Annotated in this window: 15 protein-coding genes; 8 read left to right on the top strand and 7 right to left on the bottom strand. The window is 66.4% G+C overall.

The features are described from left to right. Nucleotides 1-8 precede the first annotated feature (8 nt). A complete protein-coding gene (locus tag XARJCFBP2528_RS12675; protein WP_039812351.1) occupies nt 9-1,337 on the bottom strand; it encodes an LLM class flavin-dependent oxidoreductase in 1,329 nt (442 codons plus the stop codon). Between the two features lie 64 nt (nt 1,338-1,401). Further along, nucleotides 1,402-3,657 (bottom strand): TonB-dependent receptor, encoded by a 2,256-nt coding sequence (locus tag XARJCFBP2528_RS12670; RefSeq protein ID WP_232618356.1) that lies wholly within the window; start codon nt 3,655-3,657, stop codon nt 1,402-1,404. A 275-nt stretch (nt 3,658-3,932) separates the two neighbouring features. Here XARJCFBP2528_RS12670 and XARJCFBP2528_RS12665 point away from each other — a divergent pair, with 275 nt between their 5' ends. Next, on the top strand, nt 3,933-4,241 hold the full coding sequence (locus tag XARJCFBP2528_RS12665; RefSeq protein ID WP_016901307.1) for a GIY-YIG nuclease family protein: 309 nt from the start codon (nt 3,933-3,935) through the stop codon (nt 4,239-4,241). A gap of 45 nt (nt 4,242-4,286) precedes the next feature. Continuing rightward, the gene (locus tag XARJCFBP2528_RS12660) at nt 4,287-4,994 is read left to right on the top strand and encodes a glutathione S-transferase (RefSeq protein WP_016901305.1); all 708 of its coding nucleotides are present in this window, start codon (nt 4,287-4,289) and stop codon (nt 4,992-4,994) included. Between the two features lie 133 nt (nt 4,995-5,127). Here the strand turns inward: XARJCFBP2528_RS12660 and XARJCFBP2528_RS12655 are convergent, their stop codons facing one another. From XARJCFBP2528_RS12655 to XARJCFBP2528_RS12635, 5 genes are all read right to left on the bottom strand, one after another. Then, complete coding sequence (locus tag XARJCFBP2528_RS12655; protein ID WP_016901300.1) at nt 5,128-5,943, bottom strand: DUF3014 domain-containing protein; 816 nt, start codon at nt 5,941-5,943, stop codon at nt 5,128-5,130. Nucleotides 5,944-7,181: 1,238 nt separating this feature from the next. Continuing rightward, a complete protein-coding gene (locus tag XARJCFBP2528_RS12650) occupies nt 7,182-8,351 on the bottom strand; it encodes a lysozyme inhibitor LprI family protein (protein WP_016901298.1) in 1,170 nt (389 codons plus the stop codon). Beyond that, a complete protein-coding gene (locus tag XARJCFBP2528_RS12645; RefSeq protein ID WP_016901296.1) occupies nt 8,348-9,949 on the bottom strand; it encodes a SulP family inorganic anion transporter in 1,602 nt (533 codons plus the stop codon). Before XARJCFBP2528_RS12645 ends, XARJCFBP2528_RS12650 begins: the two co-directional genes overlap by 4 nt. A gap of 136 nt (nt 9,950-10,085) precedes the next feature. Continuing rightward, nucleotides 10,086-11,024, bottom strand: coding sequence for an XAC2610-related protein (locus XARJCFBP2528_RS12640; RefSeq protein WP_230673898.1), 939 nt, complete (start codon nt 11,022-11,024; stop codon nt 10,086-10,088). Between the two features lie 88 nt (nt 11,025-11,112). After that, nucleotides 11,113-11,586, bottom strand: coding sequence for a DUF3574 domain-containing protein (locus XARJCFBP2528_RS12635; protein WP_016901292.1), 474 nt, complete (start codon nt 11,584-11,586; stop codon nt 11,113-11,115). 226 nt (nt 11,587-11,812) lie between these two features. Here XARJCFBP2528_RS12635 and XARJCFBP2528_RS12630 point away from each other — a divergent pair, with 226 nt between their 5' ends. From XARJCFBP2528_RS12630 to XARJCFBP2528_RS12605, 6 genes are all read left to right on the top strand, one after another. Then, the gene (locus XARJCFBP2528_RS12630; protein WP_047124838.1) at nt 11,813-14,248 is read left to right on the top strand and encodes a TonB-dependent receptor plug domain-containing protein; all 2,436 of its coding nucleotides are present in this window, start codon (nt 11,813-11,815) and stop codon (nt 14,246-14,248) included. Between the two features lie 234 nt (nt 14,249-14,482). Continuing rightward, on the top strand, nt 14,483-15,241 hold the full coding sequence (gene otsB / locus XARJCFBP2528_RS12625; protein ID WP_026064067.1) for a trehalose-phosphatase: 759 nt from the start codon (nt 14,483-14,485) through the stop codon (nt 15,239-15,241). A gap of 48 nt (nt 15,242-15,289) precedes the next feature. Further along, the gene (locus tag XARJCFBP2528_RS12620; protein ID WP_016901287.1) at nt 15,290-17,068 is read left to right on the top strand and encodes a glycoside hydrolase family 15 protein; all 1,779 of its coding nucleotides are present in this window, start codon (nt 15,290-15,292) and stop codon (nt 17,066-17,068) included. After that, nucleotides 17,065-18,432 carry an alpha,alpha-trehalose-phosphate synthase (UDP-forming) gene (otsA, locus tag XARJCFBP2528_RS12615; protein WP_016901285.1) on the top strand — a complete coding sequence of 456 codons (1,368 nt, stop codon included), beginning with the start codon at nt 17,065-17,067 and terminating at the stop codon, nt 18,430-18,432. The genes XARJCFBP2528_RS12620 and otsA overlap by 4 nt, the downstream gene beginning before the upstream one ends. A gap of 443 nt (nt 18,433-18,875) precedes the next feature. Further along, on the top strand, nt 18,876-21,314 hold the full coding sequence (locus XARJCFBP2528_RS12610) for a glucose/quinate/shikimate family membrane-bound PQQ-dependent dehydrogenase (protein ID WP_180973938.1): 2,439 nt from the start codon (nt 18,876-18,878) through the stop codon (nt 21,312-21,314). A 545-nt stretch (nt 21,315-21,859) separates the two neighbouring features. Next, a complete protein-coding gene (locus XARJCFBP2528_RS12605) occupies nt 21,860-23,728 on the top strand; it encodes a methyl-accepting chemotaxis protein (RefSeq protein WP_047124762.1) in 1,869 nt (622 codons plus the stop codon). Nucleotides 23,729-23,972: the final 244 nt, after the last annotated feature.

The raw sequence follows: 23,972 nt of genomic DNA, 5'->3' as shown, positions 1-23,972 counted from the left end.
CCGGTGAGTCAGCGTGCGCTGAAGCGATTGACGGGGCGTGCCAGCCCCAGATGATCGCGCAGGGTGCGTCCTGCATATTCACGCCGGAACAGTCCACGCCGCTGCAGCTCGGGCACCACGTGCGTGGCCACATCGGCCAGGCCGCCGGGCAGATGTGGCACCAGCACGTTGAAACCGTCCGCGGCCCCGCCTTCGAACCAGGCCTGCAGCTCGTCGGCAATCTGTGTCGGCGTGCCGATCAGGCTGTAGTGCCCGCGTCCGCCGGCGATGCGCCGACCGAGCTGGGCAATGCTCAGTTGCTCCTGTCCGGCCAGCTCGGTGAACAACTGCTGGCGGCTGCGCTGGCCGGTTTCGGTGAGCGGCAATTCCGGCAACGGGCCATCGGGCGGATAGCCGGACAGATCGAAGTTGCCCAGCATGCGCGACAGCAGCGCAATGCCGACCTCCGGCTCCACCAGCTCCTGGAACTGCGCGAACTTGTCCTGCGCCTCGGCCTGGCTCTGCCCGACCACGATGAACACACCCGGCATCACCTTCAACGCATCGCGCGCGCGCCCGAACTGTTCCAGCCGCCCCTTGATGTCGGCATAGAACGCCCGCGCCTTGGCCAGCGACGATTGCGCGGTGAACACCACCTCGGCGGTTTCCGCAGCCAGCGCGCGCCCGGGCTCGGACGAGCCCGCCTGCACCAGCACCGGATGCCCCTGCGGCGCACGCGCGATGTTCAGCGGGCCGCGGACCTGGAAGTGCGCACCGCGATGATCCAGCACATGCAGCCGCGCCGGATCGTAGTGCACGCCCGCAGCGGTGTCGGCGATGAAGGCATCGTCGTCCCAGCTGTCCCACAGCCCCGCGACCACCTGCTGGAATTCGCGCGCCCGCGCATAGCGCTCGGCATGCACGTAATGCGCGTCGCGGTTGAAGTTCAATGCTTCGTCGGCGGCATCGGAGGTGACCAGATTCCAGCCGGCACGCCCACCGGACAGATGATCCAGCGAGGCGAACTTGCGCGCCACGTGATACGGCTCGTTGTAGCTGGTGGTCATGGTGGCGATCAGGCCGATGCGCTCGCTCACCACCGCCAACGCGCTCAGCAGCGTGAGCGGTTCGAACAGGCTGGAGCGCGCCATCCGCGACGCCACCGGCCCACCCGCCGCAGCCAGGCTGTCGGCCACGAACACCGCATCGAACTTGGCGGCTTCGGCGATGCGCACCATCTCGCGATAATGGTCGAACACCAGCGGGTCGGCACTGGCCTGCGGGTGCCGCCAGGCGGCCACGTGGTGGCCGGTGGCCATCAGGAACGCACCGAGCGAGAGCTGTCGTGCAGCGCTCATCGCAGCCCACCGTGCGGTGCGCCTGCATTACTCGAATCAGCATCAACAAACATCACGGACATCGTCAAAAATCCTTGTGCAGTTGCAGCCCGACATAGCGCTGGTCGTCGCGCGGCACCAGCCGGAACACGTTGCCGGTGGCATTGGCCAGCAACGGGGCGTATGAGCGGTCGCCGAGATTGCGGCCAAGCACCGCCAACCGCCAGCCATGCACATCGTCGGCAAGCGCGATGCTGGCATTCCAGATCGCGTACGGGCCCTGGATGGTCTGCGGGGTCTGGCTGAGGTCGTACTGCACGCTGTCCTGCCAGCTCACGTCGCCGTTGAATTCCAGCGCCAGGCTGCCGCGCAACGGCACCCGGTAACCAGCACGCAGATTGCCCTTCCAGTCCGGCGAAAACGGCAACGGCCGGCCATCGACATTGCAGTTGGCCGCCGCTGCGGTGGGGCAGGCAAACCGCTGGATGCGCGCCTGCGTGTAGGCCAGCGAGGCGGCCAGGCTGAGCCGCTCGGTGGGCCGGTAGTCCAGATCCAGTTCCAGGCCCTGCGTGCGCACCTGCCCGGCGTTGATCAGGCGCGTCACCACCTGCCCGGCCACGGTGTCGAAGAAGTTGGCCTGGTAGTTGGTGTATTCGGTATGGAACAGCGCCACATTCGCACTGAGGCGATCGTCCAGGGCGCGCGCCTTCAGGCCCAGCTCCCAGGCATTGGAGGTCTCCGGTTTCAGCGCCGGCGTATCGCGCGGCTGCATATTGAAGAACACGTTGTAAGCCGGGCCCTTGTAGCCGCGCGAATAGGTGATGTAACCGGTGGTCCGCGCATCGACGTCGTATTGCAGGCCGGCGCGGCCGGACACGCCGTTTTCTGCGGTGCTGCCGCTGCTTGCGGTGGACGGCTGGATGCCGGTGACTGCGGTTGCCGAGCTGGACACGCGCTGATGCCGGTAGTCGAGCGTGTCGCGGGTGAAGCGCGCGCCCAGCAGCGCACGCAGATCCGGGCGCCAATGCCAGGTGGCCTCGCCGAAGGCGGCATAGGTTTCCGCGCGGGTGGCGTAATCGGCCACGCCCACGCTGCTGGCGGTGGGCGTCGTCACCGTGCGGCGGTAGGTTTCGTCATTGCGCGCATGCAGGTAATACAGCCCGGCGACTGCTTCCACCGCACGGTCGCGCGGGGTCTGGATGCGCACTTCCTGCGAATATTGCGTGTAGCCCAGGTCGCCACGGTCGTGCGAGGCAGGAAACGCCGCGCTGCGTTGCGCGGTGCGATCGCCATCCTGGAACTGGGTGTTGTCCCACTGCCGCCACGCGCTGATCGAGGTCAGCAGCGCATCGCCGAGTTGCTGGTCCAGCTGCAGCGAGGCGCCCTTGTTGATGTCGTCCAGATACGTGCGGTAATCGCTGTTGATCTGGCGGTTGTCGTCCCTGGCGATGGCCGGTGCCAGCGCCGCGGCGAAGTCGGTACGCGTGCTGTCCACCACCACACCGCTGGGCGCGTCGCTGTGCGATTGCAGGTAGTCGGCGAGCAACGTCGCGTTCAAGCCAGGGTTCGGGCTCAGGTCCAGCCGCAAGCGCGCGCCGGCGCGCCGGTAGCCGTTGACGGTCTGGCCGTCGGCCACGTTGCGCACGTTGCCGCCGTAGTCGGCCCACAACGCCGACACGCTGGCCTTGAGCAGCTCCGGCACCAGCGTGCCGCCGACGCTGGCACGCACGCGGTCTTCGTCGCCGCCACCGAAGTGCGAGTAATCCACATAGCCACCGAACAGCTCCGGCGCCGGCTTGCTGACGATATTGAGCACGCCGGCCGAGGCATTCTTGCCGAACAAGGTGCCCTGCGGCCCCCGCAGGACCTCGATGCGCTCGACATCGAGCAGGTCCAGCGTGGCCTGGCCCGGACGCCCCAGCACCACGCCGTCGATCACCGTCGCCACACTGGGCTCGACCCCTGGCGAGGTGGAAATGGTGCCCACGCCACGCAGGAACAACGAGGTGTCCTTGTTGGAGGCACCGTTGCGAAAGCTCAGGCTGGGCACCAGCGCCGGCAGGTCGGCCACGCTGTTGCGGTTTTCGCGCTCCAGCGTCTCGCCCTGCACCACCGACACCGCCACCGGCGCCTGCTGCAAGGTGGTTTCGCGGCGCGTGGCGGTCACCGTGACCGCGCCCAGGGTCTGCGCGGCGTGCTCCGGCGTCGCAGCAGCCTCGCCCACTTCATCGGCCAGCACCGGCGCACATGCCCACGCCAGACTCCACGCCAGCACCTGCGGCCTGACCAACCATCTCGAAGCAGCGAGGATCCTTGCAGAGGTCCGGTGTCGCGCAGGCATGTACGTCCTTTCGTGGCGTCGGCTGTCGTGCAGCAGCGTGGGGAGATTTCTTGCGAATTGGCGGTCGCCATGCATGCACGGCGACCCGGCCGCAGCGCAGGCCGACACGGCGCTGCAACGCAGTAGCGCATGCTGTTTGCAGCGGCCGCGAGCGTCAAATAACCAATGTTTAGGTGGTTATTCACTCACGCGCCGCCGCGTGTCGACCGTCCCTGCCCAGCGCTCGCCAAGACCATCGCTGCACACGACACCAGGCCAATGGCGATAATGGGCCCATGGATGCACCCAAGCCCTGGCACCTCTATCTGCTGCTATGTCGCAACGGCAGCTATTACGCTGGCATCACCAACGATCTGGAACGGCGCTTCCAGGCGCATCAGCGCGGGACCGGCGCGCGCTATACCCGTGCAAACCCGCCGCTGGAACTGCTTGCCAGCCATCCGTATGCGGACCGCGCCACCGCCTCGCGCGCAGAGTGGCAGCTCAAGCAGCAACCGCGCGCGCGCAAGCTGGCCTGGTTGCTGGCGCAACCGCACGACGATATCGGGTCACAGCCGGCTGACGCTTCGATCACGCCCGCCTAGCCACGCGGTTTCTACGCTGTAGCGCCATCGATCGCGGAGCAGCGCATGCACTATCAGCTCTACTACTGGACCGGCCTGCAGGGCCGCGGCGAATTCGTCCGGCTCGCACTGGAAGACGCCGGCGCCGACTACACCGACGTGGCGCGTGTCGAAGGCGATGAGGTGATGAATGCCTTTCTGGAAGGCCACCAGGCCGGCGCGCAGCCGTTCGCGCCGCCCTTCCTCAAGGCCGGCGACACGGTGGTTGCGCAGGTTGCGGCGATCCTGCATGTCATCGGACCGCAACTGCAGCTGGTGCCGGACCCGGACGCACAGCGCATCCAGGCATTGCAGTTGCAGCTGACCATCGCCGACCTGGTGGCCGAGGTGCACGACAGCCATCATCCGATCGCCACCGGCCTGTATTACGAAGACCAGAAAGCCGAGGCAGCCAAGCGCGCCAAGGATCTGCGCGACAACCGCCTGCCCAAGTTCCTGCGCCACTTCGAGCAGGTGCTGCAACAGGCCGGCGGCACGCATGTGCTTGGCACGCATTCCTATGTGGATCTGTCGTTGTTTCAGCTGATCAACGGGCTGGAATACATGTTCCCCAAGCGCATGAAGACGCTGTCAGCCGATCTTCCCGGCCTGAAGGCCTTGCAGCAGCGCGTGGCCGCCCGCCCCCGCATCGCGGCCTATCTGGCCTCCGAACGACGCGTGGCGTTCAATACCAATGGCATCTTCCGCCACTATCCGGAGCTGGATGCGGCGTAAGCGAAGGCGGCGCGTGAGGCATCGCGTGCCGCCGAAGTTGCGTTGTTGCCATGCTGGGCTGGCGCACGACGCTGCATCCATGCATGCAAGGCCGCATTCGGGCGGCCTTCTCCTCACATCATCACACGCCGCGTCAGCGTCCCTGCAGCAACGCCGTCCGGATCCGCTGCAACTGCGCCTTCACTGCAGCCGCTTGCGCAGGCCCCAACCGCAGCAGCGCTTTTTGACCGACCGACAGCGACTCCAACGCGGGATCGACAAAACGATAACGGCCACGCTCGTCGCGCTGCACCTTGATCGGCTGTACCGGGTCGGGCGTGCGCAATAGATGATCGATCACGTCGATCACGCGGTCGTTGAAGTAGCGGTCCGGCGCACCAAGATCGGCATAGGCCTGCTGGAACAGCGGATAGAAACGCACATAACTGCGCACCAGCGCCTGCGCATCCGCCTGGGTGAACGCCGCCACGTAAGGCGCATACCGCGCCGCATTGGCCTGATCGATCACCACACTCCCGCCGGCATCGGACACTACGAATTCGCCCGCCACCGGCTGCAGCACCGAGGCGCGACGGCTGATGCTGGGCTGGGTGAGATTGTCGATCATCACCACCACGCGTTCGATCAGGTGCTTGCGCAGCACGATCGACAAGGCGCCATCGTCCTGCACCAGTCCCAGCAAGGCCTGCCACGCAGCGGCATCGCTCTGTGCCAGCGCAGGAATCGCAGCGTCGGCGGCATCGGCCGAGGGCTGCTGCACCGGATGCCGCGGCCCGGCCGGTGCCGGCGGCGCAGGGGTCACCGCCGCTGCCACGGCGCTGGCGGTCTGGCTGATCGGCGCAGGCAACGCGCCCGGCGCCGTGGGTGACCCGCTGAATAGCCACCAGGCGGCGCCAGCCACCACCGGCACCGCCAGCAGCCACGGCCAACGCGAAGACTTGGATTGCATCGTGGAACTCCTTACATCGACAACATCCAGAGTGTGACAACGAGATATCGCGGTGGTTCCATCGATGTGCGGCGATGACGCGATCAAGCAGACCATGTGCATCGCACAAGGGCGATTGGCACGCGAGGATGCCTGCCTCCGGCAGGAAACGCTGGCTGCAGCGCTAGAACTGGCAACGACATACGCGTGACCAACCTCCTCATTGCGAACCGATCACGCGCGCAGCGAAGTCCGATGCAGTCACAACTCAGTGATCGAGGGGCGCGATGCCCTCACCGCTTGCGGGACACGCCGTGAATCCGTCCATGGAGGCTCCTTGGCGGCATTCATGCCGCCAAGGGTCCCGCAACCGGCAAGGACACCGCACCAGGAAGTTGGTCGACTGCTTTGTTGAAAGCCTACCTGTCGCTCCGCTTGCGGTGGCGTGCTCAGACGCTGGTCGACGCACACCACTCCGACCAGCGCATGCCATGCACCGCTTGCAACCATGCACACCGACCATCTCGACTGGTCCTTGCCCGCCCACCGTCGCGGGACCTTACGCGGCATGGATGCCGCGTAAGAGCCTACAAGGACGTACTTGCGGCGTGTCCTGCGATGGCGGGCGGGCAAGGGCCCTGCAGCCAAGCCACACATCGTCTGCTCTACAGTCGACGCATTCGCACCGCTTAATACCTTCCAAGGCGACCGAGCGCTTGAGCTTCAGCAGCACCTGGACGTTCCAAAGCCGAGTTGGTCGAGTGCGCGGTGCCCTCGCCGCTTGCGGGACACGCCGTGAATCCGTCCATGGAGGCTCCTTGGCGGCATTCATGCCGCCAAGGGTCCCGCAACCGGCAAGGACACCGCACCAGGAAGTTGGTCGGCTGCTTTCTTGAAGACTTGTTTCGCAGCTTGTGATGGAAAGATTTTCGGACGCACGACGCTCCGAACAACGCGCACCAGGCACTGCTCTTACCGTGCACACCGACTATCTCGACGGGTCCTTGCCCGCCCACCGTCGCGGGACCTTACGCGGCATGGATGCCGCGTAAGAGCCTACATGGACGTACTTGCGGCGTGTCCTGCGATGGTGGGCGGGCGAGGGCCCTGCAGCCAGGCCGCAGATCGCATCTAGCTCTAGCTCTGGTTTGGCTTTGGCTCACCCACATCGCCAATGCTCGAACCAGAACGCCCAGCGTTGCCGCATCAAACGACAACGCCGCCCGCCCGATGGCCGCGAGTGGCTGTCTCCGCCGCTCTCAGCTTGCGAAATCCAGCCGCGCGTTCACCCAAGCCGCCACGATCGCGGCGGCCGCCTGCTCGGCCTGTTTCGCAGGCAGGCGCTTCTCGCGCACCAGCCATGCGGCAGTGTCGGCGCGCACCTTCGGCAGCAACGCGCGCACGGCCTTGCGCTGTGCCGCCGGCCAGTCGCTGTCTTCCCCGGTCCAGGCGGCAATCGCCTTGTCCGGATCCTCGCCGTAGCGCTTGCGCAACGCCGGTGTCAGGTACAGCAATGGCGACACCGACGCCCGTAGCGCGATGATTTTCCACTCGGCGTAACTGGCATAGCGAATGGTGCCGGCGTCCTTGCTCAGGGCCTCGATCAACCCGTCGAAGCCGGCATCCAGCTGCTTCCAGCTGGCCAATGCAAACAGACCGCCCGGCGGCTGGCAGATCGGCGCGAACCCGTCGCGGCTGGAGCCATACAACGAGCCGAACGCATCGTACGCCGGCTCCCCCACTGCAGCGAAGATGAAGCAATGCACGTACGGGCGCTGATCGCTGTCGTCGCGTTCGATCCACATCCGCAGCAATGTCAGTACGCGTTCCTGCGCCTGCATGGCGGGCACGCCCTCCACATCGTCGAGCAAGGATGCGGCGAAGTCGTCGCCCTTGCGCAGCGCCTTGCGTGCACTTTCAAACCGCGCACTCGCCAGCTTCGCATCCACGCCCGCGGCGGGGACAAATTGATGCAGATACGCCAGCCACGCCGAAGCCAGCGGCGTGTCGTAGCCCTGCAACTGGCGCGCGGCCTCGGCAGGCGCAGTGGGAATCAAGGCGATGATGCGATCCAGCGCCTGTTGCTGCGCAACGAGCGCCTTGGCCAGCACATCGGCCCTGGCCGTCAATGTGCGTTGCAGGCAGTCATCCAGCTTGGCGTCCTGCGCGCAGGCATTGCGCTGCCGCAGCCAGGCGCGTTGCTGATCACGCACGCCTGCGACCGCGCCACGCGGCGTGCTTTCCAGCAGCGCCCGATAGGACTCGTCCAGCTGATCGTCCAGACTACCCAGCGCCGGCACCGCGCACAGCCGTTTTTCGACCGCCGTGCTGGCCTGCTTGCAATCGAACGAGGCCGCCCAGGCACTGCCGGCGCCAAGCAGCAGCGCGCCACCGATGACCACCCGCAACACGCTGGAGCAGGATGTCATTGCACTGCCTCCTTGCGTGCGGGCAGCAGCGAGAGCAGCAGCAGGGTCACCGCCAGCGCGACATAGGCACCCACGAACTGCCAGCTGATCACGCGCGCCAGGCCGTGCAGCGACCATGGCAGATAGATGCCGCCGCGCGGGTCCACCGAATGGATCAGGCCGAACAGCGTCAGCCCCGCGGCCACCAGCAGGAACACCGCGCCACGGCGCAGGCGGCCATCGATCATCGCCGCCACGGCGGCGATCCACAGCATCGCGGTGATGATGAAACCATTGCCCAACGCGAAGATCACCGCCAGCTCCGGCAGGCCATGCCCATCGAGCTTGGTGGTCAGTGCGATCAGTTGATCCGGCGGAATCCAGCCCGGTGCCTTGATGGTCAGCAGGTACGCCACCGATGGCAGAAAGCCCAGCACCATCGCACCGGCGTGCTGCCTGGGCGTGGCCTGGAACGCCTGCGTGGTGATGTCGATCGACACGTACACGATGATCGGCGCCAGCACCGCCAGCGGCAGCCATTGCACCAACCCGGAGATCACACCCAGCATGCCGCCGATGCCGACGAACAGTCCGGTCAGCAGCGTGTAACCGGAGCGCGCACCCATGTGCTTGTAGGCCGGCTGGCCGATGTAGGGCGTGGTCTGCGCCACCCCGCCGCACACGCCTGCGACCAGCGTCGCCAGGGCTTCCACCAGCAGGATGTCGCGGGTGCGATAGTCATCGCCCGCGGCGCGTGCGCTCTCGCTGACATTGATGCCGCCCACCACCATCAACAGGCCAAACGGCAGCAGCAGCGGCAAGTACGCCAGCGTGGCGGGCAGGCCGTCGATGAAGCCCAGGTTCGGCAGCGGCAACACGATCTGCGGCGGCGTCCATTCCGGCACCGCGAAGCCCGGTGCGCCCAGGCCGGCCAGTCCCAGGCCGTAATACAACGCAGTGCCGATCACGAAAGCCACCAGCACGCCGGGCAACTTGGTCGGCAACCGGCCCTTGGCCAGCAGCACGTACAGCAGCAGGCCCAGGGTGACGAAGCCGGCCACCGGCGAACGCAGGGTTTCCAGCAGCGGCAGCAAGCCCATTAACACCAGCGCGATGCCGGCGATGGAACCCAGCAAGGCCGCGCGCGGCAGCGCGCGCGTGACCGCCTCGCCGACGAACGACAGCACCAGCTTGAGCAGGCCCATCACCACCAACGCGGCCATGCCGAGTTTCCAGGTGGCGATGGCAGCCGCCTGCGGGTCCAGTCCCTGTGCCTTGAAGCCGACGAACGCCGGGCCCAGCACCAACAGCGCCATGCCGATGCTGGTCGGCGCATCCAGGCCGAGCGGCATCGCGGTGACGTCGTCGCGCCCGGTGCGTGCGGCCAGCCGCCGCGCCATCAAGGTGTAGAGCAGGTTGCCCACCAGCACGCCGAACGCGGTGCCGGGAAACATGCGCCCGAACACCACCTCGGCCGGGAACTGGAACATTCCGACCAATGCCATCGCGATGAAACCGAGGATGGAGAGATTGTCGACGACCAGGCCGAAGAAGCCATTGAGGTCGCCGGCGACGAACCAGCGCGGCGATGCCGCAATACGCGAGGAAGGGGCCGACATGGGAGCCAGGAAGCGTGGGGATCGCCCGATGGTAGCCGCTGCTCCGCACGTGCGACAGCGGCGCGGTGGATCAGAGCGTGTCGCCGCGATTGCGCCGGTCTGTTCCATGCCAGGCGGCTACGTGGTAGCAACGGCCCTACTTCATCGCCGCAGCAACCTCGATCCAGCCGATGCTGTCGCCGCGCTTGGCGCTGCGATAGCGCACCTGCACCCGCGTGGCGTCGGCGCTGACATCCAGCGCGTCGGCCCGATCGCCCTGTACCAGATAGCGCCTGGTGCTGGTCGTCGTAGGGGTGGCGTATAGCGGCAGACGCGCAACTTGCACGCGCAGTTGCACCGGCATCGGCGCGTCCAGCGTGGTGCCGATTGCGCTGGACACCCGCACGCCACGCGCGTCGTAGCGCGGCCATACCGACAGCGGCATGCCATCGTCGCTGCCCGGATCCAGCAAGGTCTGGATGTCCGGCGAGGCGATCGGCTGCTGCGTCGTGGCCACATACAGCCGCCCATCGGCGGCGTAGCGATACACGTCGGCGTACCACATCGGCCCGCTGCGGCAGGAGCTGGTCAGGCTGCGCTGCTGCGTGTCTGGCGTCAGATTAAAGAAGCCTTCGCATTGCACTGCCGGGCGCGTGGGCGCGGTCAGTGCACGAAAGCGCCGTTGCGCCGGATCGAACACAAATACCAGCACCGCTTCGTTGACCTGGCCGAGCATCGCCGACACCGCAAGATCCGGATGTCCGTCGAAGTTGTAGTCGTCGCTGTCCACGCCGGTGCCGCCTCCGCCCTGATCCATGTTCGCGTCGATCCATTGCTCCTTGCCGCCCGGGGTGAACACCACATGCAGGCGTTCGCCGACCAACGTGGCGGCCGCATGCGTGTGCGCGTCGATCGTCACCTGCACGCTGGTATCGCGCGCCACGGCCGCAAACGACAGGCCGGTGAGCGCAGTCGACAACAGCACGCGGGCCGCGCCCACACGCAACCGCCGCAGATAGCCAAGCCGAAGGGTCGCCAGGGTCGCCAGGTCACCCGGCACGGCACTGCCCGTTGGAAAGACACGAATGCGGCGCATCACTGCACCGCACGCGCAGCGCTCGCCGGTACCGATGCCCACGCCGCGGCCGCACAACAGGTTCGGCGGCCGCTCCAGGCGGCGCCACTCAGAACGACACCTCCACCGCCTGCCGCGACCACAGCACCGACTGGTGGCCGGTGGCCTGCTTCCAGGCCAGGCGGATCGCCTCGATGTCGTTGCGCCGCTGCGGGGTGTCTTCATGCAGGATCACCAGCACCTTGGTGCCCAGCCGGTTCGGCTCCTTGGCGCCGCGGAACAGCCACTGGCCGTAGGCGTCGAACACGGTCAGGCCGTCGGGAAAGCGTGGGGTCACTTCCTTGTCCAGAAATGCGCGCCACTGGGTTTCGTCGATGGTGCGGGTCTGCGGGCGATCGGCCGGGCCGGTTTCCTCGCCCACGCCGAAGTACAGCTCGCTGCGCACCCAGCCGCGCGCCGCCGCCGGCCGCGCCGCATCGCCTTGCAGGCTGGCAGTGGTCGAACCCGGCGCGCCGCCGGGGGTGGTGGCGCAGGCGGACAGCGCCAGCATGGCGGCAAGCAGGCAGGACGGCAGCAACTTCATCGACTTCTCCACAACGAGTATTTTTACGACGGATCGGGGGCGGGCTCATGCAGGGCCGGCATCAGCCGATGCCGGCGTGCGCGCACTGTGCCATCTCGCACGCGCCTGAACAACGCGATAATATCTTTCCATCCGGATGAATGTGGACGATCCGAACCCTTTGCGCCCTGCCCGGCCGGATGCCGACCGCGCGGCGCGTTCGCAGTTGCTGTCGCAGGAGAGAGAGATGACCCGCCCCACCCTTTCGGCCATCGGCCTGGCCGTGGCCGCCGCGTTGAGCGCCAATGCACAGGCCCAGCAGGCCGCCCCCGGCGCCACCACGCTGGACACCGTGATCGTCACCGGCACCCGCGCCAGCGACCGCACCGTGCTGGAATCGACCGTGCCGGTGGACGTGCTCACCGCCGAGGACATCCGCAAGGCCGGCGTGGTCAACGGTGAGCTGGGCAGCGCGCTGCAGGCGCTGCTGCCCTCGTTCAACTTCCCGCGCCAGTCCAACTCCGGCGGTGCCGACCATATCCGCGCCGCGCAGTTGCGTGGGCTCTCGCCCGACCAGGTGCTGGTGCTGGTCAACGGCAAGCGCCGCCACACTTCGGCGCTGGTCAATACCGACAGCAAGATCGGCAAGGGCACCACGCCGGTGGATTTCAATTCCATCCCGATCAATGCGATCAAGCGCATCGAAGTGCTGCGCGACGGTGCCGGCGCGCAGTACGGCTCGGACGCGATCGCCGGCGTCATCAACGTGATCCTGGACGACAACCCCGAGCGTGGCGAGCTGGAAGCCAGCTTCGGCGCCTACAACACCGACGTGGAGCCGATCAATCGCCGCGTCACCGATGGCCAGACCAGCTACGCCAGCGCCAAGGTCGGCAGCCTGCTCGGCGATGACGGCGGCTTCTTCAAGGTCGGCCTGGAGCTGAAGAATCGCGAGGCAACCAATCGCGCCGGCTTCGACCAGATTCCGTCGTTCGAGGAGCAGACCCCGGCCAACCTGGCGCTGGCCGGCAAGCGCAACTACGTGCTCGGCGACGGCGCCACCAAGGGCCTGAACGCCTGGCTCAACACCAAGGTGCCCTTCAGCGCCAACGGCGAGTTCTACGCCTTCGGTACCTATAACCAGCGCGACACCGAAGGCGCCAATTACTTCCGTTACCCGGATGGCAGCGCCAACTGGCGTGAGATCTATCCCAACGGCTACCGCCCGATTTCCGAAGGCGAGAACCGCGATCTGCAGGTCGTCGCCGGCGCGCGTGGGCAGCTCGGCAATTGGGACTACGACGCCAGCGTCAACTACGGCCGCAACGACTTCACCTACCGGCTGCGCAACTCGCTCAACGCCTCGCTCGGCCCGGGCAGCACCGCCCGCTTCAAGACCGGCGATTTCGCCTTTGCGCAGACTGTGGGCAACCTGGATCTGACCCGCGTGTTCGATGCGGCCGGCGCCACCCACACCTTCGGCACGGGTGCCGAATTCCGCCGCGAGCAATACCGCACCCATGCCGGCGACCCGGCCAGCTATGCGGCCGGCCCGTTCACCGATCGCCCCACCGGCTCGCAGGCTGGCGGCGGCCTGACCCCACAGGACGAGGCCGACCTGTCGCGCAACGTGGCCAGCGCCTACGCCAACGTGTCCAGCCAGTTCGGCGACAAGTTCTCCACCGACCTGGCCGGCCGTTACGAGCATTACCAGGATTTCGGCAGCCAGTGGACCGGCAAACTGGCCGCGCGCTATGCCTTCGCCCCGGCGTTCGCGCTGCGCGGCGCGGTCTCCAACAACGTGCGTGCGCCCTCGCTCAGCCAGATCGGCTACGAAGCCACCTCCACCGGTTATGACGCCGCCGGTCGCCTGACCCAGGGCCGCCTGCTGTCGGTCAACAACCCGATCGCACGCGCGCTCGGCGCCACCGACCTGAAGCCGGAAAAATCGCTCAATTACAGCCTGGGCTTCACCAGCCAGCTGGGCGACCACTTCGACCTGTCGCTGGACTTCTTCCAGATCGATATCGACGACCGCATCGCGCTGTCCGAAGACATCACCGGCACCACGCTGACCGACTTCGTGCAGCAGAACTTCGCCGTTGCCGGCGTGCAGAGCGCCAGCTATTTCCTTAACGCCGCCGACACCCGCACCCGCGGCGCCGAGCTGGTCGGCAACTGGCGCCAGTATGCCTTCGGCGGCGACCTGCTGCTGACCGGCACCTACAGCTACGCCAAGACCGAGTTGAAGAACGTCATCGGCACCCCGGCGCAGCTGCTCGCGCTGGACCCGGACTACGTGCTGTTCGGCGTCGAGGAGAGCAACACGCTCACCGATGCCGCACCACGCACGCGCGCCGCGCTGGCCGCCAACTGGAACAACGAACACTGGAACCTGCAGACCCGCGTCAATCGCTACGGCAGCGCCACGCGCGTGTTCGACTTCGGCGGCGGCTTCGTGCCACGCCAGACCTATGGCGCGGAATGGCAGCTGGACCTGGAAGCCGAGTACCACCTGGGCACGCAGTGGACGCTGGCGATCGGCGGCCAGAACATTCTCGACAACTACTCGGACCGCTCCATCGACGACATCGCCTACTTCGGCAACCTGCCGTACGACGTGCTCTCGCCGATCGGCAGCAATGGCGCGTATTGGTATGGGCGGGTGCGGTATAGCTTCTGAGCAACAGCGCAAGCTGCCCCCCCCCCTTTCCCCTCGGGAGCGTGCTCTAGCCCCTCTCCCGCGGGAGAGGGGTTGGGGTGAGGGTACGGGGCGAAGCCCTGCGTTACTCCAACCGCACGAGGCTTCGCCCGTACCCTCATCCGCCCCGTCGGGGCACCTTCTCCCGATGGGAGAAGGGATGGCAGCCGCCGTTGCATAACCTGAATATCACATCGCCTTGCGCACACTAGCGCGATGGCAGACGTGCACTCCCCCCTTCCGTCGCCGCCATTGCTGGACGATGCCTGCGCATTGTTTCTGGACGTGGACGGTACCCTCATCGACTTTGCCGACAGCCCCGAGGCTGTGCGGCTCCTGCCCGAGGTACGCGCGGCCATCGGCCAGTTAAGTGACCGCCTGCATGGCGCAGTGGCACTGGTCAGCGGACGACCGCTGTCGCAACTGGACGCCTTGTTCGCGCCGCTGCTGCTCCCGGCCGCCGGCCTGCACGGACACGAACTTCGCAGCGATATCGCTGCACGCGCGGCGATGCCGCAGGACACCTCCGAGTGGCTGCATGGCCTGCACCAACGCGCCGCCGCACTCACGCACCGTCATCCCGGTGTACTGGTCGAAGACAAGGGCGTCAGCGTCGCGCTGCATTGGCGCGCGCAACCGCTTGCCGGCCCTGACGTACTCGCTTTCGCGCAGCAGGAAATCGCCCAGCTTTCCGGCTATCGCCTGCAACCGGGCGACCATGTGGTCGAATTCGTGCCCGAAGGCAGCAACAAGGGCCTGGCGGTCGAACAGCTGATGCAGCACGGCGCATTCGCCGGCCGCACGCCGGTGTTCGTCGGCGACGACCTCACCGACGAATTCGGCTTCGAAGCGGCCAATCGCCTCGGCGGCTGGAGCGTACTGGTGGGCGATCGCGCCCAGACCAGCGCGCGCTTTCGCGTCGATGGCACTGCCGACGTACATGCGTGGCTGCAACGCAACGCGCGCCAGGCCTGAGCACAGCGCGCCTTCTCTACTTCCCTTCAAAAGGATCGTTCGCACTCCATGACCGAGCCAAACCTGGATCTGGGCGTCATCGGCAACTGCAGCTTTGGAGCGTTGGTCGATCGGCAGGCACGTGTGGTGTGGAGTTGCCTGCCGGCCTTCGACGGCGACCCGGCATTCTGTTCGCTGCTCTCGCCCAAGGGCGAAGGCGGCGACTTCGCCGTGGAGCTGGAAGATTTCGCCAGCAGCGAGCAGCACTACCTGCCCAATACCGCCGTGTTGCGCACCGTGTTGCGCGACCACCACGGCGGCGAAGTGGAAGTCATCGACTTCGCGCCGCGTTGGCGCAATAACGGGCGTTTCTACCGGCCCGTCAGCATCATCCGGCAGATCCGCCCGCTCGCCGGCAACCCGCGCATCATCGTGCGCGCCCGCCCGCTGGCCGACTGGGGTGGCCGCAGCCCGGAAACCACCTGGGGCAGCAATCACATCCGCTGGGTGCTGCCCGAATTCACCCTGCGCCTGACTACCGATGTGCCGGTGCGCTTCGTGCGCGACGGCCTGCCGTTCGTACTCAGCCACCCGGTCAACCTGGTGCTGGGGGTGGACGAATCGCTGACCCGCTCGCTCACCGGCTACGTGCAGGAAGCGCAGGAACGCACCGAGGAATACTGGCGCGAATGGGTGCGCTATCTGTCGATTCCGCTCGACTGGCAGGAAGCGGTGATCCGCAGCGCGATCACGCTCAAGCTGTGCCAGTACGAAGACAGCGGCGCCATCATCGCGGCGATGACCACCTCGATCCCGGAGGCGCCCAACACCCCGCGCAACTGGGATTACCGCTATTGCTGGCTGCGCGATGCCGCGTTCGTGGTGCGTGCGCTGAATCGATTGGGCGCCACGCGCACGATGGAGCAGTTCATCGGCTACATCTTCAACATCGCCACCGCCGACGGCACCCTGCAGCCGCTGTACGGCATCGGCTTCGAATCGCAGCTGGAAGAGCACGAAGTCGAAACGATGGACGGCTACCGCGGCATGGGCCCGGTACGCCGCGGCAACCTGGCCTGGATCCAGCAGCAGCACGATGTCTACGGCAGCGTGGTGCTGGCCTCCACCCAGCTGTTCTTCGATCTGCGCCTGAAGGATCAGGGCGATGCGGACACCTTCCGCCGCCTGGAGCCGCTGGGCGAGCGCGCCTTCGCGTTGCACAACGTGCCCGATGCCGGTCTGTGGGAATTCCGCGGCCGCGCCGAAGTGCATACCTATACCGCTGCGATGTGCTGGGCCGCCTGCGATCGCCTCTCCAAGATCGCCGACCGGCTGGTGCTGCCCGAGCGCAGCGTGTACTGGCGCGAGCGCGCCGACACCATACGCGAACGCGTGCTGGGCGAGGCCTGGAGCGAAGAGCGCGGCCATTTCACCGATACGCTGGGCGGTCATCGCCTGGACGCATCGCTGTTGCTGCTGGCCGATATCGGCATCGTCGCCAACGACGACATCCGCTTCGTGCGCACGGTCGAAGCGGTCGGCCGCGTGCTCAAGCATGGCGATGCGCTGTATCGCTACATCGCACCGGATGACTTCGGTGAGCCGGAAACCAGCTTCACCATCTGCACGTTCTGGTACATCGACGCGCTGGCCGCGATCGGCCGCAAGGAGGAGGCGCGTGAATTGTTCGAGCGCATCCTCTCGCGCCGCAATCACCTCGGCTTGCTGTCGGAGGACCTATCGTTTGAAGACGGCGAAGCCTGGGGGAATTTCCCCCAGACCTATTCGCATGTGGGCTTGATCATCGCAGCGATGCGCTTGTCGCGGAGCTGGCAGGAGGCGTCATGAGTCGTTTGGTGGTGGTATCCAACCGCGTTGCAGTGCCCGGCGAAAACCGCGCCGGCGGGCTGGCGGTTGGTCTGTTGGCTGCGCTCAAGGAGCGCGGCGGTGTGTGGTTCGGCTGGAGCGGCAAGACCGTCCGCGGCGACAGCGGCGGCATGCACGAACAGACCGAGGGCGACATCAAGTTCGTCACCATGGACCTCAACAAGCGCGACATCGATTCGTACTACAACGGGTTCGCCAATCGCACGCTGTGGCCGCTGCTGCACTTCCGCCTGGACCTGGTCGATTACGACCGCGCCACCCGCGAAGGCTATATGCGCGTCAACCGGCTGTTCGCAGAAAAGCTGGCGCCGTTGTTGAAGGACAGCGACACGCTGTGGATCCACGATTACCACATGATTCCGCTGGGCGCGATGCTGCGCGAGCTGGGTGTGGGCTGCAAGATGGGCTTCTTCCTGCACGTGCCGATGCCCTCGGCCGACCTGATGCAGGCGATGCCGGATCACGCGCGCTTGTTCAGTACGTTCTACGCGTACGACCTGGTCGGCTTCCAGACCCAGCGCGATGCAGAACGCTTCAAGGCCTATGTGCGCCTGTTCGGCGGTGGCCGCATTCTCGAAGGCGACATCGTCGAAGGCCCCGGCGGGCGTCGCTTCAGTGCCGCGGCGTTCCCGATCGGGATCGATACCGACCTGATCGCCAACCAGGCCAAGGCCTCGGTCGGCAAGCAGGCCGTGCGCGACCTGCGCGAAAGCCTGCGCGGCCGGCAACTGGCGATCGGCGTGGACCGGCTGGATTATTCCAAGGGCCTGCCGGAACGCTTCCAGGGGTTCGAGCGCTATCTGGAGCGCTATCCGGAGCAATCCGGCAGCCTGACCTACCTGCAGATCGCGCCGGTGTCGCGCGGCGATGTCAACGAATATCGCCGCTTGCGCGGGCAACTGGAGCAGATCGCAGGCCATATCAACGGCGGGCATGCCGAGCCGGATTGGACGCCGCTGCGCTACGTCAATCAGAATTTCAGCCATGCGACCTTGACCGGTTTCTATCGCGCCGCCTCGGTCGGCCTGGTCACGCCGCTGCGCGATGGCATGAATCTGGTCGCCAAGGAATTTGTGGCTGCGCAGGATCCGCAAAATCCGGGCGTCTTGGTGCTGTCGTTGCTGGCCGGTGCAGCCGACGAAATGAAGGAGGCGCTGCTGGTCAATCCGCACGACCTCGACGGCGTGGCCGATGCGATCGCCACCGCGGCAAGCATGCCGTTGGCAACCCGCATCGAGCGCTGGCGGGCGATGATGGATCATCTGCGCAAGAACAACATCAACCACTGGCGCCAGCGGTATCTGCAGGCGCTGGCCGATATTTGAATCCGGTTTTCGCGAGTCACAAGCATCACGCTGCCAGCGCACACACGCCACTAGCACACAGATGCGTCGCGCACTGGCGGCGCATCCCTTCTCCCCCCGGGAGAAGGTGCCCGAAGGGCGGATGAGGGTACGTGTGCACGTCGGATTTGAGCAATTCCAGCGCCCCAGATGCACAGCCTGGAACGCTGGTTCTCATTCCGTCACGGACACGAGCGTCGTTGCGGTCTAAAATATTCGGATGAGTAGCGCTGAGGACCCTGGGAGGGGCTGCGCGTTCATATCCGGGCGTTCTCGATGTAGGACGTTTTTGTTAGATCGGGGCCGCCCTTTGCCAGCCCGTGATCTTTCTCCCTCCACGACTCGCCACCGCCTGCCGGTGCCTGGGTCCTTCCTGACATCTCAAAATGACTGATCAATCCTCAAAACGTGGACTAGGCACCTGGTTGCTGGTGGTCTATGCCGTGGTGATCGCCGTGCTTGGTGCGGTGCTTGCCTACGAGGGCGGCCGCCTGGTCGCCGTCGGTGGTTCCTGGTATTACCTGCTGGCGGGCATCGGCCTGTTCCTGGCCGGCGTGTTGCTGGCAATGGGCAGGCGTGCCGGCCTGTGGCTGTTTGGTGCCACGCTGGCAGCCACCATCGCCTGGGCGCTGTGGGAAGTGGGCCTGGATGGCTGGGGTCTGGTCCCGCGCCTGGCATGGATGTCGGTGCTGGGTCTGGTGCTGCTGCCGTTCTGGGGCGTGGCCCGTCGCCGCATGCAGCCGTTGTCGGGTCTGGGCTATGTGCTGGTGACCGGCGTGCTGCCGATCCTGGGCGCGACGCTGATCCTGTGGCCGTTGCTGGTGCCGCGCAATGTCGAACTGGCCGATGCCTCCAAGCTGCCGGCCGAGAACGCAACGCCGTTCAGCCGCAACAATGTGCCCAGCCCGGACGGCAACGTCGCGGCCAATCACGATGCCAGCAACTGGACCTCGTACGCCGGCTCCAACCTGTCCAACCATTACACCCCCGGTGCGCAGATCACCCCGGAGAACGCCAAGAATCTGAAGGTCGCCTGGGAATTCCATACCGGCGATCTGAAGCCGGCCGGTTCCAAGCTGGGCTACGCCTTCCAGAACACCCCGCTCAAGGTCGGCGAGCTGCTCTACATCTGCACCCCGACCCAGAAGGTGATCGCGGTGGAAGCGGCCAACGGCAAGGAGCGCTGGCGCTTCGACCCGCAGACCAACCCGAAGGCGATGGCCGGCGTTGCCGCCACCACCTGCCGTGGCGTGTCGTACTACCAGGCGCCGCAAGGCACCGCCGAGTGCCCGACGCGGATCTTCTGGCCGATGGTCGACGGCCGCCTCGGCGCGCTGGACGCGCAGACCGGCAAGCTGTGCACCAGCTTCGGCACCAACGGCTTCGTCGATCTCAATGCCGGCACCGGCAACACCAAGCCGGGCTTCGTCGGCCCGACCTCGCCACCGGTGGTGATGCGCGGCGTGGTGATCCAGCCCACCGGCCAGGTCCGCGACGGCCAGGAAGGCGATGCGCCGTCCGGCGTGGTGCGCGGCTTCGATGCGCTCACTGGCCAGCTGCGCTGGGCCTGGGACCTGGGCAACCCGACGATCACCACCGAGCCGCCGGCCGGGCAGACCTATACCCGTTCGACCCCGAACGTGTGGTCGCTGATGTCCGCCGACGACGAGCTGGGCCTGGTCTATCTGCCGACCGGCAACGCCTCGGGCGATTTCTTCGGCAAGGGCCGCACCCCGCAGGATGAGGAATACACCGCGGCGCTGGTTGCGGTGGATGCGGCCACCGGCAAGGAGCGCTGGCACTTCCGCACCGTCAACCACGACCTGTGGGATTACGACATCGGCCCGCAACCGAACCTGGTCGACTGGCCGGTCGCCGGCGGCGCTACCCGTCCTGCGGTGATCCAGGCCACCAAGTCCGGCCAGGTATTCGTGCTGGATCGTGCCACCGGTGCGCCGCTCATGCCGGTCAAGCAGATCGCCGTGCCGCAGGGCACCGATCACGGCGACTGGACCGCGGCCACGCAGCCGATCTCGCCGGGCATGCCCAATACCGTGGGCGCACCGAGCCGCGAGTACGAGACCATCGTCGAATCCGATGCCTGGGGCATGACCCCGTTCGACCAGCTGGCCTGCCGCATCCAGTTCAAGCAGCTGCGCTACGAAGGCATGTTCACCCCGCCGACCCTGCAAGGCTCGCTGGCCTTCACCGGCAACCACGGCGGCATCAACTGGGGCGGCGTCTCGGTCGATCTGCAGCGCGGCATCATGGTGATGAACAGCAATCGCCTGCCCTACACCCTGCAGGTCTACACCCGCGAAAAGATGAATGAACTGGGCGTGGTGTCGGTGTTCGACGGCAAGAGCAAGACGCCCGGCTACATGGCGCAGAAGGGCCTGGCCTACGGCGCCCGCAAGGAGCCGTGGATGTCGCCGCTCAACACGCCGTGCGTGGCACCGCCGTGGGGCTACATCTCCGGCGTGGACCTGCGCACCCAGCAGGTGATCTGGCGGCGTCCGCTGGGCACCGGTTACGACCAGGGCCCGATGGGCATCCCGTCCAAGACCAAGTTCGAGATCGGCACGCCCAACAACAGCGGCTCGCTGGCCACCGCCGGCGGCGTGACCTTCATCGGCGCGACCCTGGACGACTTCATGCGCGGCTTCGACACCCGCACCGGCAAGCAGGTCTGGGAGACCCGCGTGCCGGCCGGCCCGCAGGCCGCTCCGCTGAGCTACACCATCGACGGCAAGCAGTACATCGTGGCCGCCGTGGGTGGGCACGACCGCATGGAAACCAAGTCGGGCGACAGCGTGATCGCCTGGGCGCTGCCCGACGACGCGGGCGCCAAGCCGGCGAAGTAAGCCGGTGTAGCGTCAGCTAGTTAGGTATCGATAGACCGGTCATCGTGAGATGGCCGGTTTTTTTTTGGGATTCGGGATTCGGGAATCGGGAATGGAAAAAAGCGCTTTTCTGTCGTCTTTCAGGGCTGGGCTGGATTGATGGCGCGCTCGATTCCCCAATCCCCATTCCCGAGTCCCCGCGCCTCGATGCGTGTTCGTGGCGTTGCACCGATGGCGCCACTGGCCAGTCTTGATTGCGTGCATGCGATCGGACTCCGTGGCGTCGCGGTCTACGAAGTGTTTACGGAGCCAGCTGATATTTCACGTGGAATTTACAATTGCGAGACCGGTATCCGGCTGCAAATTACGGTTCTGCAGCATATCAGGCGGCACTGAAACCGCTTCCAAATCAACTACATCGGTGTTTTCGGGGGTCTGGTCGGCAGATTCCGACGAACGGTGATTTCACGCCGTCATGATTCGGGCTCGGCCGCCGATACCCCATAGCAGCCCATGCAGCGCAGGACGCCGCTCCCCACTCCGAATCACTCAGTTGGACTCAGCCTATGTCGCCCTCACCCGATGCCACCGCCGTCTCCCGCCCGCCTTCCGGCCGGAACCTTGCGCGTGCCAGCACGGCCGCATGGCTGCCTGCCGCTGCACAGATCGGGTTGCTGGCCTCGCTGACGCTCTACGCTGCCACGCTGCTGCCCGGCAGCATCTGGGCCGGGCTGGGCCGCTTGCTACCGGCGCTGCTGGTGCTGGGCGCGGCAAGTGCCGGGCTGTGGTGGTGGACGCGCCGTCGCGGTCTGGCGCAACTGCAACAGGCGATCGGCACGGTGACGGCCATCGGTGACGGGCGCTTCCAGCGCCTGGATCTGCGCAACGCCTCCGGCGAACTCGCGCCGTTGCTGCACGCCCTGCAGGCGACCCAGGACAAGCTGGCCATCCGCATCGATGTGATGGAACAGGGCCTGCGCCACGGCCAGTTCGTGATCAAGGCGCTGGACGATCTGGACACCATGATCCGCATCGCCGACGACGACGGCCAGGTACTGTTCGCCAACCGCAAACTGCTGGCGATGCTCAAGCTGATCGAGCCGGATGTGCAGAGCTTCCGTCCCAGTTTCCATGCAGAAGGCTTCGTCGGCGGCAGCATCGGCGACATCTATCCCGACAGCCAGGCCGCGATCGACCGCATGCGCGCGCTGACCGCCTCCAAGGCGGTGCGTGCGCCGTTCTTCGGCCGCCAGATCGACTTCGTCTACAGCCCGATCATCGCCGCCGACGGCACCAAGCTGGGCACCATCGCGCAGTGGATGGACGTCACCGCGCAGGTCAACGCCGAGCAGGCGCTGATCCAGATCATCGATGCCGCCGCGGCCGGCGATTTCAGCCGGCGCATGCAGATCGACGGCATGGACGGCGTGCTGCTGTCGCTGGCGCAAGGTATCAACCGCATCTACGACTCGGTGGAAACCCACCTGGCCGCATTGGCGCGGGTGATCGGCGCACTGGCCGAAGGCGACCTCACCCAGCGCGTGGATGGCGATGCGCACGGCATCTTTGCGCGCCTGCGCGACGACACCAACCAGACCGTGACACGGCTGACCGAGATCATCGGCGGCATCCAGATCGCATCGGACACGATCCGCCGCGCGGCAGTGGAAATCGCCGCCGGCAACACCGACCTGTCCGAGCGCACCGAGCAACAGGCCGCCAATCTGGAAGAAACCGCCAGCTCCATGGAAGAACTCACCTCCACCGTGAAGCAGAACGCCGACAGCGCGCTGCAGGCCAACCGGCTGGTGGTGGGCACCGGCGAAGTCGCGCAGAACGGCGGCCAGGTGATGGACGATGTGGTGTCCACCATGGGCCAGATCAGCACTGCCTCGCGCAAGATCGGCGAGATCATCGGCGTCATCGACGGCATCGCCTTCCAGACCAATATCCTGGCGCTCAACGCCGCGGTGGAAGCCGCACGCGCCGGCGAACAGGGCCGCGGCTTTGCGGTGGTCGCCTCGGAAGTGCGCGCGCTGGCGCGGCGCTCGGCCGATGCGGCCAAGGAGATCAAGACGCTGATCGCCGATTCCACCGACAAGGTCGAACTGGGCTCGGGCCTGGTGCACCGCGCCGGCGCGACCATGCGCGAGATCGTCGGCTCGGTCAAACACGTCACCGACATCATGAGCGAGATCACCGCCGCCAGTGCCGAGCAATCCAGCGGCATCGAACAGGTCAACCGCACCGTCGCGCAACTGGACGAAGTCACCCAACGCAACGCCGCGCTGGTGGAAGAAGCCACCGCCGCCGCGCGCAGCCTGGAAGAACAGGCCGTGGAACTGGCCGATGCGGTGTCGATCTTCCGCCTGCAGCCTGCGCACAGCGGCAACCCGAAAGCTGCGCCCGCAAGCTTCAAAAACGCAGTCGCGTAAGCCGCCGTCACGGAATCACCGTAGGAGCGCACCCGGGCGCGACGAAGCTTTCCCGGTAACGCCCATCGCGCCCAGGTGCGCTCCTACACAAAGCAGGCGTGCCTGTCCGCCACCACAGATCCAGCACACGCGGCCGAGCAACACCCCGTATCAATAAGCCATCAGAGAAATCAGCGCGCAGTCGTAGGAGCGCACCCGGGCGCGATGAGGCTTTCCCGGTAATGCCCCATCGCGCCCAGGTGCG

It is taken from the genome of Xanthomonas arboricola pv. juglandis, assembly GCF_001013475.1.
Lineage (GTDB): Bacteria > Pseudomonadota > Gammaproteobacteria > Xanthomonadales > Xanthomonadaceae > Xanthomonas > Xanthomonas arboricola.
Note: the sequence above shows the minus strand (reverse complement) of the source record. Positions and strands in the feature narration are given on the sequence as shown.

What these genes read in the sequence shown, in the direction of transcription:
- XARJCFBP2528_RS12645 (WP_016901296.1), bottom strand. Translation starts at nt 9,949, where the DNA reads ATGTCGGCCCCTTCCTCGCGTATTGCGGCATCGCCGCGCTGGTTCGTC.
- XARJCFBP2528_RS12670 (WP_232618356.1), bottom strand. Translation starts at nt 3,657, where the DNA reads ATGCCTGCGCGACACCGGACCTCTGCAAGGATCCTCGCTGCTTCGAGA.
- XARJCFBP2528_RS12630 (WP_047124838.1), top strand. Translation starts at nt 11,813, where the DNA reads ATGACCCGCCCCACCCTTTCGGCCATCGGCCTGGCCGTGGCCGCCGCG.
- XARJCFBP2528_RS12640 (WP_230673898.1), bottom strand. Translation starts at nt 11,024, where the DNA reads ATGCGCCGCATTCGTGTCTTTCCAACGGGCAGTGCCGTGCCGGGTGAC.
- XARJCFBP2528_RS12655 (WP_016901300.1), bottom strand. Translation starts at nt 5,943, where the DNA reads ATGCAATCCAAGTCTTCGCGTTGGCCGTGGCTGCTGGCGGTGCCGGTG.
- XARJCFBP2528_RS12675 (WP_039812351.1), bottom strand. Translation starts at nt 1,337, where the DNA reads ATGAGCGCTGCACGACAGCTCTCGCTCGGTGCGTTCCTGATGGCCACC.
- XARJCFBP2528_RS12660 (WP_016901305.1), top strand. Translation starts at nt 4,287, where the DNA reads ATGCACTATCAGCTCTACTACTGGACCGGCCTGCAGGGCCGCGGCGAA.
- XARJCFBP2528_RS12650 (WP_016901298.1), bottom strand. Translation starts at nt 8,351, where the DNA reads ATGACATCCTGCTCCAGCGTGTTGCGGGTGGTCATCGGTGGCGCGCTG.
- otsB (WP_026064067.1), top strand. Translation starts at nt 14,483, where the DNA reads ATGGCAGACGTGCACTCCCCCCTTCCGTCGCCGCCATTGCTGGACGAT.
- XARJCFBP2528_RS12635 (WP_016901292.1), bottom strand. Translation starts at nt 11,586, where the DNA reads ATGAAGTTGCTGCCGTCCTGCCTGCTTGCCGCCATGCTGGCGCTGTCC.
- XARJCFBP2528_RS12605 (WP_047124762.1), top strand. Translation starts at nt 21,860, where the DNA reads ATGTCGCCCTCACCCGATGCCACCGCCGTCTCCCGCCCGCCTTCCGGC.
- XARJCFBP2528_RS12620 (WP_016901287.1), top strand. Translation starts at nt 15,290, where the DNA reads ATGACCGAGCCAAACCTGGATCTGGGCGTCATCGGCAACTGCAGCTTT.
- otsA (WP_016901285.1), top strand. Translation starts at nt 17,065, where the DNA reads ATGAGTCGTTTGGTGGTGGTATCCAACCGCGTTGCAGTGCCCGGCGAA.
- XARJCFBP2528_RS12665 (WP_016901307.1), top strand. Translation starts at nt 3,933, where the DNA reads ATGGATGCACCCAAGCCCTGGCACCTCTATCTGCTGCTATGTCGCAAC.